The sequence below is a fragment of the Micromonospora chalcea genome, from assembly GCF_002926165.1.
In the GTDB taxonomy this organism is placed as follows: domain Bacteria; phylum Actinomycetota; class Actinomycetes; order Mycobacteriales; family Micromonosporaceae; genus Micromonospora; species Micromonospora chalcea.
Genome location: NZ_MAGP01000110.1, coordinates 1 through 18,684 on the forward strand (window position 1 = coordinate 1; position 18,684 = coordinate 18,684).

The window sequence follows — 18,684 nt, forward strand, 5'->3', positions numbered from 1 at the left end:
CGCCCCGACCCCGCACGTCGTTACCGCGAACCGCAACCGCACCGCCCCCGTGCCCCCTCACGAAGGCGACCGCCGTGCCCGTCCCTCCTCCCGCCGGTCCCCGTCGGCGGCCACCCCTGCCCGATGTCGCCGTGTCGCTCACCGGCGCGGTCTTTCTCCTGGCGGGCGTCGCCGGGCTCCTACCCGGTCCGGCCGCGACCGCGCTCGCCGTCGCCGGTGGATCCGCGCTCGCCTGTGTCCGGCTCGCCTGGCTGGCCGGTGGAGCGCTGCCCGCTCCGAGCGACCTCGCCCCGAACGCGCCGCCGACCGTCGACGCCCGAACCGCCGAATCACCAGCCCGGAGCGCCGAAACCGGCCCACCCGAGCGCCGGGACGCACTCGCGGCGGGCGTGACGACCGGGCGGCAGGCGCGCCGGGTCGCGTTGTCCCGCCGGGTCGCCGCGATCCTCGACGCCGCCGTCCTGGTCGCCGGGCTCTCCGTGGCGGTGCTGCCGCTGAGTGATCCCGCGTACCGGCTGCCGATCGCGCTGACCGGGCTGTGCCTCACCGCGCCGCTGTACGTGACGGCGCTGCTGCGCCTGCCCGGCCGGTCCCGGCTGTCCGGGCCCGAGCTGGTACGCCGTACCGTCGACGTGCTCGCGCTCGGCGTCAGCCTGGTCTTCGCCGGCTGGATGCTGCTGCCGGGCGGCCCGGTCCCGGCCGCCGCCGGGATCGCCGCGTCGGGCGGTGCGGTGGTGCTGGCCGTGCTCGTGGTGGTGGCCCTCGCCGAACGTCACCGCCGGCCGGGCGCCGCACGCTGTCACGCCGGGGCCGCGCTGACGCTCGGCGGGCTGACGCTGCTTGTGGTGCTGCTGGCGTACGGCGCGCCGGACCGGGCGCTGCCGGTTGTCGCGGCGCCGCTGCTGGCGGGGGCGCTGCTGCCGGTCGCGGGCCTCCGGCGTGCCTGGGCCGGGGAGCGGCCGGACCGGGACGTGGCGCCGGCCGCCTGGCCCCGCCTCACCGCGCCGGCCGGGATCGCCGCGCTGGCCGCCGGTGTCCATCTGTGCGTGGTGGGGGAGTTCAGCACTGGCGCGATGGCCCTGGGCCTGACGGTCGTTCCGCCGATCATGGTGGGTGAGCTGCTCGCCGCCGCGGACCAGCGTCGCCGGGTGCAACGACTGGCGGCCCGGGAGGCGTGGCTGCGGCGCCGGCTCGGGCCTGATGCCCGGGCCGTCGAGCCCGCGCCGCTGACGCGCGCGGATCTGGTCCGGGCGTTGGCGCAGCGCAGCGGTGGCGCCCTGCTCGTGGTCGACCTGCACGGCGAGGGCGCGGCCGTGCCGGAGGGGCCGGTGCTCACCGAGGTCGCGCGCCGGCTCCGAGTCGGCGTCGAGGCGCACGACCTGGTCGCCCGGCTGGGCGACACCGAGTACGCGGTCCTCACCGATGTCGGGCCGGTGCTGGCGTACGCGCTCGGCACCCGGCTGCTGGCGGCGCTGACCGAGCCGTACCCGCGGCCGGGCGGGGTGGCCCGGGTGCGGGTGAGCGTCGGGCTGGCCGAGACCGGAGGCGGCGAGCCGGAGGACGTGCTGCGTCAGGCCGACCTGGCCCGCCGCCGGGCGGTGCAGCTCGGCCGGGACCGGGTCGAGTGGTACGACGCCTACCTGGAGGAGCAACTGGTCCGGCGCCTGGATCTGGAACGGGAGCTGCCCGGCGCGGTGGCGCGCGGTGAGCTGGACCTGGTCTACCAGCCGGTGGTGGCGCTCGCGGAGCGGACACCGGTCGGCACCGAGGCGTTGCTGCGCTGGCGCAGTCCCACGCTGGGCACCGTGCTGCCGGCGGAGTTGCTGCCGGTGGCGGCCGACCTCGACCTGGTCGGCGAGATCGGGCGGTGGGTCGTGGACCGGGCCTGCCGCCAGCTCGCCGCGTGGTCGGGGAGCGGCCGGGAGCTGTGGATGGCTGTCAACGTGACGCCGCGTGAGCTGGCCGCGCCGGACTTCGTGGCGCGTACGGCGACCGCGCTGGCCGCGTACGACGTGTCGCCGGAGCGGCTGGTGGTGGAGGTGGCCGAGCCGGGGGTGGGCGCCGAGTTGTCCACCGTGGTGGCCCGGCTCGCCGGTCTCCGCTCGATCGGCGTGCGGACCGCGCTCGACGACTTCCGCGCCGAGCACGCCTCGCTCGCCCAGCTTCGCCGCCTGCCGATCGACCTGCTCAAGGTGGGTCCGCATCTGGTCCGGCCGGGTGGGGACGGGCAGCGTCCGCTCATCGACGTGGTGGCGAACCTGGCCGACCGGCTCGGGGTCGAGTTGGTGGTCGAGGAGCTGGAGTCGGAGGGCCAGGTGGCGGGCGCGCGCCGGGCCGGCTGCCGGTACGGGCAGGGCTTCGCGCTGGCCCGCCCGGCGACCGCCGAGCGGGTCGAGGCGTGGTTCGAGGAGTTCCCCTCCGCCGCCCGCTGAGCTGAACCGGTTCAGCGTTCTGTCGTACGAGGTGGGGCCGTGCTGCCGCGCGGCGTGAGGTGCGCGGTCTCGTCCTGGACCACGGCGGCCGGCTCACCCGCGATCACGGCGAGGAGCTGCCGGTCGGCGTGCGCGCCGTACGCCGGGATGTCCCGGCCCAGCGCGGTCAGCGGCGGGTGCACCAGCCGGCAGAGCGGCGAGTCGTCCCAGGCCACGATGGACAGGTCGCCGGGGACGGCCAGGCCCATCTCCTGGGCCACCGAGAGCCCGGCGATCGCCATCACGTCGTTGTCGTAGATCACCGCGGTGGGGCGGGCGGCGGAGCTGAGCAGCCGGCGGGTCGCCCGCGCGCCCTCCTCGCCGGTGTAGTCGGACCAGACCGTCTGCGCCTCCTCCAGCCCGAGCCGCCGGCACACGCCGGTGAACGCCTCGGTGCGGATCTCGGTGTGCAGCAGCGAGTGCAGCCCGCCGACCCGGGCGATGCGCCGGTGGCCGAGCGCGACCAGGTACTCCACCGTCTCGACCAGCGCCGCCGCGTCGTCGGCCCAGACGCTCGCGAGGCCGCCGGTGCGGCCGGGGCCGCCGATCACCACCGCCGGCAGTTGCAGCTCCTCCAGCGCCGGCACCCGCCGGTCGTCGGTGCGCAGGTCGCAGACGAGCACGCCGTCGACCCGGCGTTCGGCCCACCACCGCCGGTAGACCGCGATCTCGGCGTCCTGGTCGCTGACCACCTGGAGTGTGAGCGCGTACGAGCGGGCCGACAGCTCGGCCTCGACGCCGCTGATCAGCTCCATGAAGAACGGCTCGATGCCGAGTATCCGGGCGGGGCGGCACAGCGCCAGCCCGACCGCCTTGGCGGTCGCACCGGACAACGCGCGGGCGGCGCTGCTGGGCCGGAACCCGATCTCGGCGGCGATCGCGAGGATGCGCTGGCGGGTCGCCTCGGAGACGCCGGGCTGGCCGTTGAGCGCGTACGACACCGCGCCCTTGGAGACCCCGGCGCGCCGGGCGACGTCGGCGATGGTCGGCCGCTTCACCGGAGCGTTCCTCCACTGTGTCCGGCCCTCGCGGGCGCTTCCGGTCGCCGGATCACCGGCGTCTGGTGACGCTACTGCACGCGGTGCCGGGTCCGGGTGCCGCGGGCGGCATCGGTGGACCGCATCCGGCGGCAGTCGCTTGTGCGGTTCAGCTTAGAGCGCGGACCCGACGAGACCGCCCGCAGCGTGGTCGTGAGCGGCGGCGAGGTTACCGGATCGGCACATCGGTAACCGGCCGTTGACAGTCGTGAATGGGAACCGTACGGTGGCGTCACTTATCCGGTTCAGTCAACGTCTCTCGATATTCGGGAGCGTTCCCATTTCGGCGCGGAGGATGAGATGAGACGGTCCTGGACGCACCTGGCGCGGGTGACCGCCGTCGGTGCCGTCAGCCTGGTCATGATCGCCGCCTGCAGCGGCCGGAGCACCACCGGCGGCTCCGACCCGGCCGGTGGTCAGGTCACGCTGAAAATCAACTTCTGGGGCGACTTCGGGCTCCAGGACCTCAAGGCCAGGTACGAGGCCGAACATCCGAACGTCAAGATCCAGCTCAACTCGGGCGAGTACAACGCCCAGCACGAGGACCTGCAGAAGAAGCTCGTCGCGGGCAACGGCGCGCCGGACATCGCGGCGATCGACGAGGGCTTCATGGTCCAGTTCCGAAGCCAGTCCGACAAGTTCGTCAACCTGCTCGACAAGGGCGCCGGCTCGTACGAGAGCAAGTACCTGCCCTGGAAGTGGAAGCAGTCGCTGTCGGCGGACGGCAAGACGCAGATCGGCCTCGGCACCGACGTCGGCGGCCTGGCCATGTGCTACCGCACCGACCTGTTCAAGGCCGCCGGCCTGCCCACCGAACGCGACCAGGTGTCAGCGCTCTGGCCCACCTGGGACAGGTTCATCGAGGTCGGCCAGCAGTACACCACCACGACGAAGAAGAAGTTCATCGACGCCGGCACCAACCTGTTCAACCCGATCCTCGGTCAGCAGCCGGTCGGGTTCTACGACGAGCAGGACCAGCTCCGGATGGAGCAGGGCCCGAAGGTCGCGTTCGACTACACGGTCAAGGCCGTCGGCGCCGGGCTCTCGGCGAACCTGGTCAGCTTCCAGGCCGACTGGGACAAGGGCTTCACCAGCGGCGCGTTCGCGGTGCTCGCCTGCCCGGCCTGGATGCTCGGCCACATCAAGGACACCGCGCCCGGCACCGAGGGCAAGTGGGACATCGCCGCGGTACCGGGTGGCGGCGGCAACTGGGGCGGATCGTTCCTGACGTTGCCGAAGCAGGGCAAGAACGTCGACGAGGCGTACAAGCTGCTGACCTGGCTGGTCGCGCCGGAGCAGCAGATCGAGATCTTCAAGAAGGTCGGCAACCTGCCGTCGCAGCCGGCGCTCTACACCGACCCGGCCATCGCCGACTTCAAGAACCCGTTCTTCAACGACGCCCCGGTCGGCCAGATCTTCCCGAAGATGGCGCAGGGCCTCACCCCGCAGTACCTGGGCCGCAAGAACGGCCCGACCCGGGTGGCGGTGGAGAACGTGATCCGGCGGGTGGAGAACAAGTCGCTCAAGTCCGACGCCGCCTGGAACCAGGCGGTCAAGGAGGCCGAGAAGGCCGCGAAGTCCTGACGTGTCAGCGGTGACGGGGCGGCCCGGCCCGCCCCGTCACCGTCCGATCTCCCGGCCCTGGAGTGAACAGATGTCCAGCACCCGTGCCGCACCGCCCCGCCGCCCACCCGCGCCGCAGGGCGGCAGTGCCGGCGACCGGCGGATGACCTGGCGCGACCGGCTGTACCGCTTCGACATGCGCTACATGCCGTACCTGATGATCGCGCCGTTCTTCCTGCTCTTCCTCGTGTTCGGGCTGTTCCCGCTGCTGTTCAACGCGGTCGTGTCGCTGCGCAACTACCGCCTGGACGACCCGACGCTGCCGTACTGGGCGGGCCTGGAGAACTTCAGCCGCCTGATCGCCGACGAGGACTTCTGGAACGCCCTTTACAACACGTTCGGCATCTTCCTGCTCTCCACAGTGCCGCAACTGCTGCTCGCGCTGCTCGTCGCGTCGCTGCTCAACCGGAAGCTGCGGGCGCAGACCTGGTGGCGGGTGGGTGTCCTGCTGCCGTACGTGACACCGATCGTGGCCTCGACGATGGTGTTCAGCGTCTTCTTCTCCCGCGACTTCGGCATGGCCAACTGGGTGCTCGGCCTGCTCGGCATCGGCGGTGCGGACGACCCGATCGACTGGCGGGCCGGCAAGCTCCAGGCCTGGATCGCCATCGCCACCATGGTCAACTGGAAGTGGATCGGCTACAACGCGCTGCTCTACCTGGCCGCCATGCAGTCCATCCCGCGCGACGTCTACGAGGCCGCCGCCATCGACGGCGCCGGGCAGTGGAAGCAGCTCTGGCGGATAACCGTGCCGATGATCCAACCGGTGGTCCTGTTCACAGTCATCCTCTCCACCATCGGCGGGTTGCAGTTGTTCACCGAGCCGATGCTGTTCGACCCGAACGCGCAGGCCGCGACCGGCGGGCCGGACGGTGAATGGCAGACCATCGCCCAGCTCATCTACAAGGTCGGCTGGAAGGACCTCAACCTCGGCTACGCCGCCGCCATGTCCTGGGCGTTGTTCCTGATCATCCTGATCGTGGCCGGCCTCAACTACCTGCTGACCAACCGACTCTCCGGAGGCCGCCGGTGACGACCCGACGTGTGGTGGCCCGGGCCCCGCAGGACACCCCGGCCGGGCTCTGGACCTACCTGCTGCTCGCGGTCAGCATGCTGTTCGCCGCGTTCCCGCTCTACTGGATGTTCGTCATCGCCACCAGTGACGACGAGGCGCTGGCGAAGCTGCCGCCCGCGGTGATCCCCGGCGACCGGTTCCTGACGAACGTCGAGGAGGTCTTCTCCCTCCAGGACGTCTACTTCGCCGCGTCGCTGATCAACAGCGTCATCGTCTCGGTGGTGGTGACCGCCTCGGTGCTGTTCTTCTGCTCGCTGGCCGGCTTCGCGTTCGCCAAGCTGCGCTTCCGGGGCAGCCGCGCGCTGATGCTGTTCGTGGTGCTCACGCTCACCGTGCCCAACCAGCTCGGCATCGTGGCGCTCTACATCGTGATGGGCAGGCTCGGCTGGAACGGCACGCTGCTCGCGGTCATCGCGCCCGGCCTGGTCACCGCGTTCGGCGTGTTCTACATGCGGCAGTTCATCCTGAACACCGTCCCGGACGAGCTGATCGAGTCGGCCCGGGTCGACGGCGCCACGACCATGCGGGTGTACGCGACGATCGTGCTCCCCGCGATCCGCCCGGCGCTGGCGGTGCTCGGCCTGCTCACGTTCGTGGCCACCTGGAACGACTTCCAGTGGCCGCTCATCACGCTCAGCGGCACCGACTACCCGACGTCGATGGTGGCGGTCTCCGACCTCGCAAGCGGCAACTACGTGATCTACCGGCGGGTGCTCGCTGGTGCGTTCATCGCCACCGTGCCCCTGCTGGTCATGCTGTTCATCGGTGGACGTCAGATCGTCCGCGGAATCATGGAAGGCGCGGTGAAGTCGTGAGCCGTCGAACGCTGCTGCACGAGGGATGGACGCTGCGGGCCGAGCCCGGTCCGGCGGTGCCGCCGCAGATCGCCGGGACGGCGGTGCCGGCGACAGTGCCCGGATGCGTGCACACCGACCTGCTCGCGGCCGGCCTCATCCCCGACCCGTACCTGGACGACAACGAGAACCGCCTCACCTGGATCGGCCGCACCGACTGGGTCTACGAGACGACGTTCGGATGGCAGCCCGGCGACGAAGAGCGGGTCGACCTGGTCTGCGCCGGCCTGGACACGGTCGCCACCGTCACGCTCAACGGCGTCGAGGTCGGCCGCACCGAGAACCAGCACCGCTCGTACCGCTTCGACGTCCGCGCGCTGCTGCGCCCGGACGGCAACACCCTGGCCGTACGCTTCGACTCCCCGTACCGGTATGCCGAGGCGCACCGGGACCGGCTCGGTGACCGGCCGAACGCGTACCCGGAGCCGTTCCACTTCATCCGCAAGACCGCCTGCAACTTCGGCTGGGACTGGGGACCGACGCTCGTCACCGCCGGCATCTGGCGCGACATCGGCCTGCACGCCTGGTCCACCGCCCGGCTCGCGTCGGTGCGGCCGATCGTCACCGTGGTCGACGGCGTCGGCCGGGTCGAGCTGCACGCCGAGGTCGAGCGGACCGGCGACGAGCCGCTGACCGTCCGCGCCGATGTCGCCGGGGTCACCGCCGAGATCGCCGTACCGGCGGGGGAGCGGACCGCCGTCGTGACGCTGACCGTCGCGGACCCCGCGCTGTGGTGGCCGATCGGGTACGGCGACCAGCCCCGGTACGACCTCGACGCCACCCAGCACGCCGCCGACGGCCGGGAGTTGGACGCCGCGTCCCGCCGGATCGGGTTCCGTTCGGTACGCCTGGACACCACGCCCGACGCGCACGGCACCCCGTTCGCGCTGCACGTCAACGACGTGCCGGTGTTCGTCAGGGGCGTCAACTGGATCCCCGACGACGCGTTCCCGAACCGGGTCACCCGGGAGCGCCTGGCGCAGCGGTTCGGCCAGGCGGCCGGCGCGCACGTCAACCTGCTGCGCGTCTGGGGCGGCGGCCGGTACGAGTCGGACGACTTCTACGACCTGGCCGACGAGATGGGATTGCTGGTGCAGCAGGACTTCCTGTTCGCCTGCGCCGCGTACCCGGAGGAGGAACCGTTCCGCACCGAGGTCGAGGCGGAGGCGCGCGAGCAGGTGACCCGGCTCGCCGGGCACCCGTCGCTGGTGCTCTGGACCGGCAACAACGAGAACATCTGGGGCTGGCACGACTGGGACTGGCAGGAACCCCTGGCCGGGCGCACCTGGGGACGCGGCTACTACCTGGAGCTGCTCCCCGCCGTCGTCGGGGAGCTGGACCCGACCGTCCCGTACTGGCCGGGCAGTCCCTGGTCCGGCAGCGAGGCACTTCACCCCAACGACCCGGCGCACGGCACCACGCACATCTGGGACGTGTGGAACACCGACGACTACACGCGCTACCGGGACTACGTGCCGCGCTTCGTGGCCGAGTTCGGCTACCAGGCGCCGCCCGCGTACGCGACGCTGCGCCGGGCCCTCTCCGACGACCCGCTCGCGCACGACTCGCCGGGCATGGCGCACCACCAGAAGGCGGCCGACGGGGACGGCAAGCTGCGGCGCGGGCTCGACGCCCACCTGCCGCCGCCCGCCGACTTCGACGACTGGCACTACCTCGCCCAGCTCAACCAGGCCCGCGCCATCCAGCTCGGCGTGGAGCACTTCCGCTCGCACCGGCCGGTCTGCGCCGGCACCGTCGTGTGGCAGCTCAACGACTGCTGGCCGGTCACCTCCTGGTCGGCGATCGACGGCGACGGGCGCCGCAAACCCCTGTGGTACGCGCTGCGCCGCGCCTACGCCGACCGGCTGCTCACGGTGCAGCCGCGCGACGGCCGGCCGGCGGTGGTGGCGGTGAACGAGACCGCGCAGGCGTGGCGCGGGCCGGCCACCGTCACCCGGCTGACAGTCACCGGGGAGCCGAGGGCGAAGACCTCGGTCGACCTCGACGTCCCGGCGTACTCCTCGGTCGTGGTGGAACTGCCGGCGGAGCTGGCGCGGCCGGACGACGGCCGCGCGGAACTGCTCGTCGCGGACGCCGGGGACGCCGCGGAGCGCGCGCTGTGGTTCTTCGCCGAGGACCGCGACGTGCGGTGGCCGGCGGCGCAGTGGGACGCGGCGGTCGAGCCGGTGGACGGCGGACGGCGGGTCCGGGTGACCGCGCGGACGGTGCTGCGCGACCTGACGCTGTTCCCGGACCGGCTGGACCCGTCCGCCCAGGTCGACGCGGCCCTGGTGACGCTGCTGCCGGGGGAGAGCGTCGTCTTCACGGTGAGCACCACGTGCCCGCTGGATGCCGAGGCGCTCACCTCCCGGCCGGTGCTGCGCTGCGTCAACGACCTGGCCTGAGCGTGCCACCCTTCATCTCCATCGATGTGAAGATTTCTGCAAGTGCTAAAGTCTTCAGAGTCGTCGTCGGAGGGGTGTGTCGTGTCGGTGCCGCTGTACCAGGCCAAGGCGGAGCTGTTCCGCACCCTCGGGCACCCCGTGCGCATCCGGGTGCTCGAACTGCTCCAGGACGGGCCGAAACCGGTACGCGACCTGCTCGCCGCCATCGACGTGGAGGCGTCCAACCTCTCCCAGCAGCTCGCCGTGCTGCGCCGCGCCGGCATGGTCACCTCGTACCGGGACGGCCCCCTCGTCATGTACGCGCTCAGCACCCCCGACGTCGCGGACCTGCTCGCCGCCGGGCGGCGCATCCTCGGCGCGGTCCTCACCGACCGGGACGCCCTGCTGGACGAGCTGCGGGCCTCGGGGACGGACCGGTGAGCGCGGCGACTGCCCTTCGCGCCGGTGACGTCGTACGGCAGACGGGCCGGCTGTTCCGCGGGCTGCTGCCCGGCCGGGCCGACTGGGCGGCGGCGCGCCGCTCGCCCCGGCGCGACCTGCTCGCCGGGCTCACCGTCGCCGTGGTGGCGCTGCCCCTGGCGCTCGCCTTCGGCGTCACCTCCGGCCTCGGCGCGCAGGCCGGCCTCGTCACCGCCGTCGTCGCCGGGGCGGTCGCGGCGGTCTTCGGCGGCTCCAACCTCCAGGTCTCCGGCCCCACCGGAGCGATGACTGTCGTGCTGGTGCCGGTGGTGCAGCAGTTCGGCGCCGGTGGCGTGCTGATGGTCGGCGCGCTGGCCGGGCTGATCCTGATCGCGCTCGCCCTGGCCCGCCTCGGCCGGTACGTCCGCTACCTGCCGTCCCCGGTGATCGAGGGGTTCACCGCCGGCATCGCCGTGGTCATCGCGCTGCAACAGGTGCCGGCCGCGCTCGGCGTCACCGGCGCGCACGGCGAGAAGGTGTGGGCGGTGGCCGCCGACGCGGTCGCCCGGTTCGCCGCGCATCCCCGGCCCGCCGCGATCGCTGTCGCGCTCGGCGTGGCGGCGCTGATGCTGCTCGGCGGCCGGTGGCGGCCCGCCGTGCCGTTCTCCCTGGTCGGGGTGGCCGCCGCGACGCTCCTCGCCGAGCTGGCCCCGATCGACCTGGCCCGGATCGGCGAGCTGCCGCAGGGGCTGCCCGCGCCGTCGCTGGACTTCGTCGACCTCGGCGCGCTGGGCGTACTGCTGCCCAGCGCCCTCGCCGTGGCCGCGCTCGCCGCGCTGGAGAGCCTGCTCTCCGCCACCGTGGCCGACGGCATGACAGTCGGCGAGCGGCACGACCCGGACCGCGAACTGTTCGGCCAGGGCCTGGCAAACCTCGCCTCCCCGGTCTTCGGCGGCATCCCGGCGACCGCCGCCATCGCCCGTACCGCTGTCAACGTTCGCGCCGGGGCGTCCTCGAAGCTCGCCGCGCTCACCCACGCGGTGGCCCTCGCCGCGATCGTGCTCGCCGCCGCCCCGCTCGTCGGGCGCATCCCGCTGGCCGCCCTGGCCGGGGTGCTGCTCGCCACCACCGTCCGGATGGTGGAGGCCGCCTCCCTGCTGGCGCTGATGCGGGCCACCCGCGCCGACGCGGTGGTGCTGGTGCTGACATTCGCCGTCACCGTCATCTGGGACCTGGTGACAGCTGTGGTCGTCGGGCTCGCCGTCGCGGTCGTGCTGGCGCTGCGCGCGGTGGCCCGCAGCGCCAAGCTGGAACAGGTGCCGCTGGACACCGGCGAGCACAGCGCCGAGGAGCACGCGCTGCTCGCCGAGCACATCGTCGCGTACCGGCTGGACGGGCCGCTCTTCTTCGCCGCCGCGCACACGTTCCTGCTGGAGTTGGCCGAGGTGGCCGACGTGCGGGTGGTGATCCTGCGGATGTCCCGCGTCTCCACCATCGACGCCACCGGCGCGCAGGTGCTCGGCGACGCCATCGCCCGGCTGCGCGCCCGGGGGATCACGGTGCTGCTCTCCGGCATCACCCCGGGCCACGACCAGGTGCTCAGCACGCTCGGCGTCGCCGAGGAGCTGCGCCGCGAGGGCCTGGTGTTCGCGGACACCCCGGCCGCCATCCGGTACGCCCGGGGTGTCGCCCTGGCCGCGAGCCCCGCCTAGTTTGCGGTCGCCCTGGCATCCGTCTCCGCGCGCTTTCGCACGCCAAAGATGATCAGGTAGCCGAGGATCCACACCTCGCCCACCGTGGCGGGCACCACCAGCAGGTCGCTCGCGACCCTGGCGCCGGGGGCGAGGTACGCGACGAACGTCATGAGCACGTAGCCGACGCCACCGGCGACGAGGAGCCGGCCCAGCGGCCGGGGCAGCCAGCCCGACCGGAGCACGCACCAGCCCATCGGCACCAGCCAGAGCCCGAAGAAGAGGCCGCCCACCTCCCACAGGTTCCCGCTGACCAGGTAGAGCAGCTGGACCGTGTCGGCGTCGCCCGGCCCGCCGGTCGCCACCCCCAGGGCCGTGGCGAGCACTGCGGCGCTGCCGAGGATCGCGACCGCGTTGACGAGCCCGAAGGCGGAGATGCTGCCCGAGGCGGTGCTGTCGACAGTCCGGAACAGGCGGTGGAACCAGACGGCGGTGAGCGCCTGGGTGAGGACGACGAGCAGTTCGAGGGCGATGCCGACGCGGGCCAGCGACTCGTGGGCCACCAGGTTGGCGAACGTCGCGCCCGCGTCGTCCGGGTTGAAGATCATCGGCCGGACGGTGAGGAACCCCAGCGCGCCGGTGACGGCGAGCCCGAGGTAGAACAGCCCGGTCACCCGGGCGCTACGGATCAGCTGGTGCATGGCGGCTCCTTCGGGGGTGAACGACGCGGTGGCGGGGCTTGCCTTACGCCGTAAGGCCAACCATACGTTGTAAGGTCAAGGGGAGATGGGGAGCCGGATGGGAGCGCGGAAACCTCGGGAGCCGCTGAGCCGCGAGCGGGCCCTGGCCAGCGCGATCGCCCTCGTCGACGCGGAAGGGATGGAGGCGCTCACGATGCGCCGGCTCGCCGCCGAACTCGGCGTCGAGGCCATGTCGCTCTACCACCACCTACCCGGCAAGGCCGGACTGCTCGACGGCCTCGTGGACGCGGTCGCCACGGAGATCACCTCGGCCGCCGAGCGTGCCGAAGCGGACGCGCCCGGCGGCGACTGGCGTACCCGGCTACGGCTGCGCTTCCTCGCCGCGCGCGCGGTCATGCTGCGGCACCCGTGGGCCCCCGCGCTGCTCAGCTCGCGCCCGACCGTCCCCGCCGGGGTGTACGCCTACTACGACGGCATCCTCGCCACGCTCGTCGACGGCGGCTTCTCGTACCGGATCGCCCACCGGGCGCTGCACGCGTTCGGCAGCATGGCGCTCGGCTTCGCCCAGGAGGTGTTCCGCCCGGACGCGGGCGGGGAGGCCGACGCCGCAGCTGCGGAAGCGGAGATGGTGGCGCTGGCCGAACGGCTGCCGCACCTGGCCGCCATGGTGGCCGCCGAGACGCACGACGCGGCCGATCCGACGCTGGGCTGGTGCGACTCCCAGACCGAGTTCGAGTTCACCCTCGACCTGCTCTTCGACGGCCTCGAACGACACCTGCCGCGCGCCTGACCCCGTCGGCCCTCGGGCGGGTTCGGGCGGCGCCGGGCGGGTACCAGGGCGGCATGACTGATCCGGTTGAGCTGTCCGAACTGCACGCCGGAGGCGCCGATCCCGACGACGTCATCCCGGACGAGCCGCACGCGGACCTGGACGGCACCGACGAGAACTCACCGGCGGAGTTCGGCCTGCCGATAGATGGCACCGCCCTGGCCGAGGAGGACCCCGCCCAGCGGTGAAGGGAACGCCATGGGTGTCAAACGGGTCCTGAGACATCCATGGCGTTCCACCCGATGGCCGCGGAGGCCGCGGGCGCTAGTTGGGCAGTGCGGCGAGGCCGGCCAGCAGTTCCCAGCGCTCGGCCTCGGTGAGGGCCGCGTACGCCGGCTCGTCGCGGCGGTCGGTGTCCGCCTCGATCGCCGCGCGTTCCGGGCCGTCCGGCAGCGCGCGGATCTCGTCGGCGGTCAGCCCGGCGGCCCGCCACGCGGCCCGGTGCGCGTCCGCGCGGTGGTGCCGCAGCGAGCCCAGCCGGGTGACGAGCAGCAGCGCCGGGGAGGCCCCTTCCGGCTCGTACGGCGGGGACATCGCCCGGAACACCGGCCCGCCGGTGGCCTGCGCGTGCGTCAGCACCCGGCCGACCAGTTCGGCGAGCCGGGGCACGATGCCCAGGCCGGGCAGCACGCCGGGCAGCATGGCCCACAGTTCCTCGGCGGCCTCGCCGGTGGCCCGCTGGGCGAACAGCGTCAGTTCCCGGCCCAGGTCGGTGAGGTGCCACGCGCCCTCGTCGTCCCGGACGACGACGCCCTGCGCCAGTTCCTCGTCCATGCTTCCGGGGGTGTAGATCAGGCCGTCGGCCAGCGCTTCGGCGGGCATCGGCCGGGCCAGCACACCGGAGAAGAAGCTGTTCTCCGCACCGAGTGTGCAGCCCCGCTCGGCGTAGAACGCCTCCATCCGGGCGCGCGCTGCCCAGCGGGCGCCCACGTACACCCGGTCGATCGCCGGCCGGACCAGTCGCGCGTAACTCACCGTCGTCTCCACGCCGCCGGACCCTACCGGCGCGCGGGTGTTAAGAAGGGCCCCCTCCTCTACCGGAGGGGTTAAGAAGGGGCCCTTCCTTACATCACTCGGGGACGCGGCGGTAGGCGCCGTCGCTGGCCGAGGTCGCCATCGAGGCGTACGCGCGCAGCGCCGCCGACACCGGACGCTGCCGGTCGACCGGGGTGTACGGGCGGTCCCGCTTCTCCTCGGCCACCCGGCGCGCCTCCAGCTCGTCGGCGGGCACGTTCAGCTCGATCGACCGGCCCGGGATGTCGATGACGATCTCGTCGCCGTCGCGGACCAGCGCGATCAGCCCACCGGAGGCGGCCTCCGGGGAGACGTGCCCGATGGACAGGCCGGAGGTGCCGCCGGAGAACCGGCCGTCGGTGAGCAGCGCGCAGGAGCGGCCCAGCCCGCGGCCCTTGAGGAACGAGGTCGGGTAGAGCATCTCCTGCATGCCGGGGCCGCCCTTCGGGCCCTCGTACCGGATCACCACGACGTCCCCGGCGACGATCTCCTTGGCGAGGATCGCGGTCACCGCGTCGTCCTGCGACTCGTAGACCTTGGCCGGGCCGCGGAACGTCAGGCACTCCTCGGGCACGCCGGCGGTCTTCACCACGCAGCCGGCCGGCGCGAGGTTGCCGTGCAGGATGGCCAGGCCGCCGTCCGCGCTGTAGGCGTGCTCCCGGTCCCGGATGCAGCCGCCGGCCGCGTCGGTGTCCAGCGACGACCAGCGGTTGGTGGTGGAGAACGGCTCGGTGGTGCGCACGCCGCCCGGGGCGGCGTGGAACAGTTCGATCGCCTCTCGCGTGGCCGCGCCGCCGCGCACGTCCCAGTCGGCCAGCCACTTGTCGAGGCCGGGGGAGTGCACCGCGCGCACGTCTCGGTGCAGCAGCCCGGCGCGGTTCAGCTCACCGAGGATGGCCGGGATGCCGCCGGCCCGGTGCACGTCCTCCATGTGGTAGTTCGGCGAGTTCGGGGCGACCTTGGCCAGGCACGGCACCCGGCGGGAGATCGCGTCGATGTCGGCGACGCCGAAGTCCAGCTCGGCCTCGCGGGCGGCGGCGAGCAGGTGCAGCACCGTGTTCGTGGAGCCGCCCATGGCCACGTCGAGGGCGATCGCGTTCTCGAACGCCTCCCGGCCGGCGATCGAGCGCGGCAGCACCGAGGCGTCGTCGTTCTCGTACCACTGCTTGGCGATCTCCACGATCGTGCGCCCGGCCTCGACGAACAGCGACCGGCGCGCGGCGTGGGTGGCGAGCGTCGAGCCGTTGCCTGGTAGCGCGAGGCCGATCGCCTCGGTGAGGCAGTTCATCGAGTTGGCGGTGAACATGCCGGAGCAGGACCCGCAGGTCGGGCAGGCGGAGCGCTCGATCTCGCCGAGCTGGTCGTCGGTGACCGCCTCGTTCGAGGAGGCGATCATGGCGTCGATCAGGTCGATCTTGGAGTGCACGACGCCCTCGATCGCCACCGTCTTGCCGGCCTCCATCGGGCCGCCGGAGACGAAGACGGTGGGGATGTTGAGCCGCAGCGCGGCGAGCAGCATGCCCGGGGTGATCTTGTCGCAGTTGGAGATGCAGACCAGGGCGTCCGCGCAGTGCGCGTTGACCATGTACTCGACCGCGTCGGCGATCAGCTCCCGGCTGGGCAGGGAGTAGAGCATGCCGCCGTGGCCCATGGCGATGCCGTCGTCCACGGCGATGGTGTTGAACTCCCGCCCCACGCCGCCGGCCTCGGCCACCGCGTCGGCGACCAGGCCGCCGAGGTCCTTGAGGTGGACGTGACCGGGTACGAACTGGGTGAAACTGTTGGCGATGGCGACGATCGGCTTGCCGAAGTCGTCGTCGGTCATCCCGGTGGCCCGCCACAGGGCCCGGGCGCCGGCCATCGTCCGACCGTGGGTGGAGGTCCTCGACCGCAGCTCAGGCATGACAACCAGTCTGACACCATCCCGGCGGCGCGCCCCCGCCGCGCACCCTGTGTCCCAACAGTTGCACACCCGGTGCCCCACGGGGGGCGCTCATCCGGCACAGTTGACGCGTGCAGTCGTCCCCGGGGATGGTCACCGTCGCGGCGCTGAGCGGGATCGCCGCGGCCGCCGCCACGGTGCTGCTCGCCGCGTCCGCGCGGCGTCGCACCGGCCCTCGGCGGCAGGCCCACCTGCTGCTGGCCGTCGCCGCCGGGGCGGCCCTGCTCAGCCTGCTGGTCGGTCTCGGCGGTCTGCTCGCAGCCGGGGACCACTGGGCGCACCGGCAGGGCCAGCGGACCGGCTGGGCGGCAGTGGTCGCGGTGGGCACCACGCTCGCCGGGCTCGGCCTCGGCGCCGCCGTGCTCCGGCTGCCCGGCGCCGCCGCGACCCGCGCCGCCACCGCCCGGCTGCTGCTGGACGGCCTGATCATGGGCAGCGCGCTCTGGTTCGTCGGCTGGGTGGCGTTCAGCGAGCCGACCCGGCTGCTCGGTGACGCCACCCCGGTCGCCTGCCTGCCGATCGTGCTGGCCTCGATCATCGCGGCGCTGACCACCGGGCTGACCGTGATCCTGGTGCTGCGGGTCGCGCCGCCACGCGGGTGGCTGACCCTGCTCGGCGTCGGCGCGATAGCGGTCACCGCGGGCGGTCTGGGCGTCTCGGCCGGGCTCTGCCAGGCCGGTCCCGGCCTGGCGCTGACCGGCGCCACGCTGACCGCCGCCGGCCTGCTCGCCACCGCCGTGGCCGGACGCCGGGCCGACCTGACGCAGCTCGACGTCGATCTCATCCGCCGCGACGGCGAGTACGCCTTCGTGCCGATGTTCGCCATCGCCGCCTCCGCGATGTACCACCTGGTGCAGGGTGGCGGGTTCGACGGGTACGCCATCGTGGCCGGCACGGTCGAGGGCTTCGCCCTGGTCACCCGGCAGTACCTGGCGCTCAACGACGTACGCGGCTACGCGGGCCGGCTGGCCGAGCGGGAGGCGCACTTCCGTGAGCTGGCGCACACCGACCCGCTCACCGGGCTGGCGAACCGGCGCGGGCTGCTGCGGGCCCTGCACCGCTGCGCCGAGTCGGGCGTGCCCTGCGTCCTGCTCGGGCTCGACCTGGACGGGTTCAAGAACGTCAACGACATGCGGGGCCACGACGTCGGCGACGCGGTGCTGATCGAGGTGGGGCGGCGGCTGCGGGGCAACCTGCGGCCGGGTGACCTGGCGGCCCGGCTCGGCGGCGACGAGTTCGCGGTGCTGATGCACGGGTCGGCCGATCCCGGCCCGGTGGCCGACCGGCTGCTCGGGGTGCTCGGCCGCCCGTACGAGCAGGGGGACGGTCCGGTCTTCCTGTCGGTGAGCATCGGCGTGGCGGCCGGGCACGGCGACGCGGACGTGGAGCTGCTGCTGCGCAACGCCGACCTGGCGCTGCGCTACGCCAAGCAGCGGGGCAAGAACCGGATCGAGCGCTACGACGCCACGTACGACCAGTTGCTGAGCCGGCGTACCCGGCTGGAGCACGAGCTGCGCGGCGCGATCGAGCGCGACGAGCTGCGGCTGGTCTTCCAGCCGGTGGCCTCGCTGCCGTCGGTGCGCCCGGTCGGCGCCGAGGCGCTGCTGCGCTGGCGGCGCCCGGAGCTGGGCAACGTCCGGCCGGACGAGTTCATCCCGCTCGCCGAGGAGTGCGGGATGATCGCCAAGCTCGGCGCGTGGGTGCTGCACCAGGCCTGCTACCAGCTCTCCCGCTGGCTCGCCGACGGGCACGACGTGTGGGTGTCGGTGAACGTCTCACCGCGCGAGCTGCACGCGCCGGAGTACGTGGTCCAGGTCGCCGAGGCGCTGCGCGCGCACCACGTACCGCCGCAGCGGCTGGTGCTGGAGGTGACCGAGCACGCGGTCGCCACCGACCTGGACGAGCTGATCCGGCGGCTCACCGCGCTGCGGCTGACCGGCGTCCGGATCGCGCTGGACGACTTCGGCGCCGGCTACTCGTCGCTCGGCCAGCTCCGGCGGCTGCCGATCGACATTCTCAAGATCGACCACAGTCTGGTCGCCGAGCACGAGCCGGTCCGGCCGGTCGGGCGGGACGGTCCGGCGTTCGCGCCGATGGTCGACATCGTCATGCGCCTGGGGCATCAGCTCGGCCTGGAGGTGATCGCCGAGGGCGTGACCAATCCGACGGAGCTGGCCGCGGTGGTGGCCGCCGGCTGCCGGTTCGGTCAGGGGGCGCTGTTCGGCTGGGGCGTGCCGGCCGAGCACCTGGAGGCGATGCTGGAGGCGGCGACCGCGCCCGGGAACCGGCACACCGCGATGCCGCAGACGCCACCCGCGCCGCCGGCGCACAGCCCGTCGCCGTTGCTGCCCCGGTTGCGCAACAACCCGCCCGCCACGGTGCCCGCGCAGCGTCCTCCGATGGAGGGATCTTCGCAGGTGGCACCGGGGGTGGAGGGCATGCCGGGTACCGAAACGCCCACGTCCGTGAACCAAAATGTGGGATCAGTTGACTCATCGCGTGAGATGCGTCAGGCTTAGCCGCATGTCGTCGAACCGGTCGCCGCGAGTACTTACCTGAGCGCACTCTCCCACCGAGAGTGCGCTGGCCCCGTGCATCCTGCACGTGGGCTTTTTTGTTGCCGTCGGACCCATCGCGGGACCT

Annotated in this window: 14 protein-coding genes; 10 read left to right on the plus strand and 4 right to left on the minus strand. The window is 73.0% G+C overall.

Going from position 1 to position 18,684, the window contains the following annotated elements:
- Positions 1 to 74 precede the first annotated feature (74 nt).
- Entirely contained in the window at positions 75 to 2,432 is a 2,358-nt protein-coding gene (locus BAW75_RS14220) for a bifunctional diguanylate cyclase/phosphodiesterase (RefSeq protein WP_244206119.1), read from the plus strand.
- An 11-nt stretch (positions 2,433 to 2,443) separates the two neighbouring features.
- Here BAW75_RS14220 and BAW75_RS14225 read toward each other — a convergent pair whose 3' ends face one another.
- Positions 2,444 to 3,469 carry a LacI family DNA-binding transcriptional regulator gene (locus tag BAW75_RS14225; RefSeq protein ID WP_104113870.1) on the minus strand — a complete coding sequence of 342 codons (1,026 nt, stop codon included), beginning with the start codon at positions 3,467 to 3,469 and terminating at the stop codon, positions 2,444 to 2,446.
- Between the two features lie 339 nt (positions 3,470 to 3,808).
- Between BAW75_RS14225 and BAW75_RS14230 the strand changes: the two genes are divergently transcribed.
- From BAW75_RS14230 to BAW75_RS14255, 6 genes are all read left to right on the plus strand, one after another.
- Complete coding sequence (locus BAW75_RS14230; RefSeq protein ID WP_104113871.1) at positions 3,809 to 5,092, plus strand: ABC transporter substrate-binding protein; 1,284 nt, start codon at positions 3,809 to 3,811, stop codon at positions 5,090 to 5,092.
- Positions 5,093 to 5,162: 70 nt separating this feature from the next.
- The gene (locus BAW75_RS14235) at positions 5,163 to 6,164 is read left to right on the plus strand and encodes a carbohydrate ABC transporter permease (RefSeq protein WP_104113872.1); all 1,002 of its coding nucleotides are present in this window, start codon (positions 5,163 to 5,165) and stop codon (positions 6,162 to 6,164) included.
- Complete coding sequence (locus tag BAW75_RS14240; protein WP_104113873.1) at positions 6,161 to 7,021, plus strand: carbohydrate ABC transporter permease; 861 nt, start codon at positions 6,161 to 6,163, stop codon at positions 7,019 to 7,021. The genes BAW75_RS14235 and BAW75_RS14240 overlap by 4 nt, the downstream gene beginning before the upstream one ends.
- On the plus strand, positions 7,018 to 9,465 hold the full coding sequence (locus BAW75_RS14245) for a glycoside hydrolase family 2 protein (protein WP_104113874.1): 2,448 nt from the start codon (positions 7,018 to 7,020) through the stop codon (positions 9,463 to 9,465). Before BAW75_RS14240 ends, BAW75_RS14245 begins: the two co-directional genes overlap by 4 nt.
- Positions 9,466 to 9,546: 81 nt before the next feature.
- The gene (locus BAW75_RS14250) at positions 9,547 to 9,885 is read left to right on the plus strand and encodes an ArsR/SmtB family transcription factor (RefSeq protein ID WP_013284484.1); all 339 of its coding nucleotides are present in this window, start codon (positions 9,547 to 9,549) and stop codon (positions 9,883 to 9,885) included.
- On the plus strand, positions 9,882 to 11,576 hold the full coding sequence (locus BAW75_RS14255; protein ID WP_043326022.1) for a SulP family inorganic anion transporter: 1,695 nt from the start codon (positions 9,882 to 9,884) through the stop codon (positions 11,574 to 11,576). Before BAW75_RS14250 ends, BAW75_RS14255 begins: the two co-directional genes overlap by 4 nt.
- Here BAW75_RS14255 and BAW75_RS14260 read toward each other — a convergent pair.
- Entirely contained in the window at positions 11,573 to 12,256 is a 684-nt protein-coding gene (locus tag BAW75_RS14260) for a DUF4386 domain-containing protein (protein ID WP_104113875.1), read from the minus strand. The two genes, BAW75_RS14255 and BAW75_RS14260, sit on opposite strands and share 4 nt — an antisense overlap.
- An 85-nt stretch (positions 12,257 to 12,341) precedes the next feature.
- Between BAW75_RS14260 and BAW75_RS14265 the strand changes: the two genes are divergently transcribed.
- Both BAW75_RS14265 and BAW75_RS32335 read left to right on the plus strand, forming a co-directional pair.
- The gene (locus tag BAW75_RS14265) at positions 12,342 to 13,046 is read left to right on the plus strand and encodes a TetR/AcrR family transcriptional regulator C-terminal domain-containing protein (protein WP_104113876.1); all 705 of its coding nucleotides are present in this window, start codon (positions 12,342 to 12,344) and stop codon (positions 13,044 to 13,046) included.
- Positions 13,047 to 13,099: 53 nt separating this feature from the next.
- Positions 13,100 to 13,273: a hypothetical protein gene (locus BAW75_RS32335; protein WP_167435569.1), complete on the plus strand. Its 174-nt coding sequence runs from the start codon at positions 13,100 to 13,102 to the stop codon at positions 13,271 to 13,273.
- A gap of 76 nt (positions 13,274 to 13,349) precedes the next feature.
- Here the strand turns inward: BAW75_RS32335 and BAW75_RS14270 are convergent, their stop codons facing one another.
- The gene (locus BAW75_RS14270; protein WP_104113950.1) at positions 13,350 to 14,060 is read right to left on the minus strand and encodes a hypothetical protein; all 711 of its coding nucleotides are present in this window, start codon (positions 14,058 to 14,060) and stop codon (positions 13,350 to 13,352) included.
- A 94-nt stretch (positions 14,061 to 14,154) separates the two neighbouring features.
- Positions 14,155 to 16,002: a dihydroxy-acid dehydratase gene (gene ilvD, locus BAW75_RS14275; protein WP_104113877.1), complete on the minus strand. Its 1,848-nt coding sequence runs from the start codon at positions 16,000 to 16,002 to the stop codon at positions 14,155 to 14,157.
- Between the two features lie 110 nt (positions 16,003 to 16,112).
- Between ilvD and BAW75_RS14280 the strand changes: the two genes are divergently transcribed.
- Positions 16,113 to 18,560 carry a putative bifunctional diguanylate cyclase/phosphodiesterase gene (locus BAW75_RS14280; RefSeq protein WP_104113878.1) on the plus strand — a complete coding sequence of 816 codons (2,448 nt, stop codon included), beginning with the start codon at positions 16,113 to 16,115 and terminating at the stop codon, positions 18,558 to 18,560.
- Positions 18,561 to 18,684 lie beyond the last annotated feature (124 nt).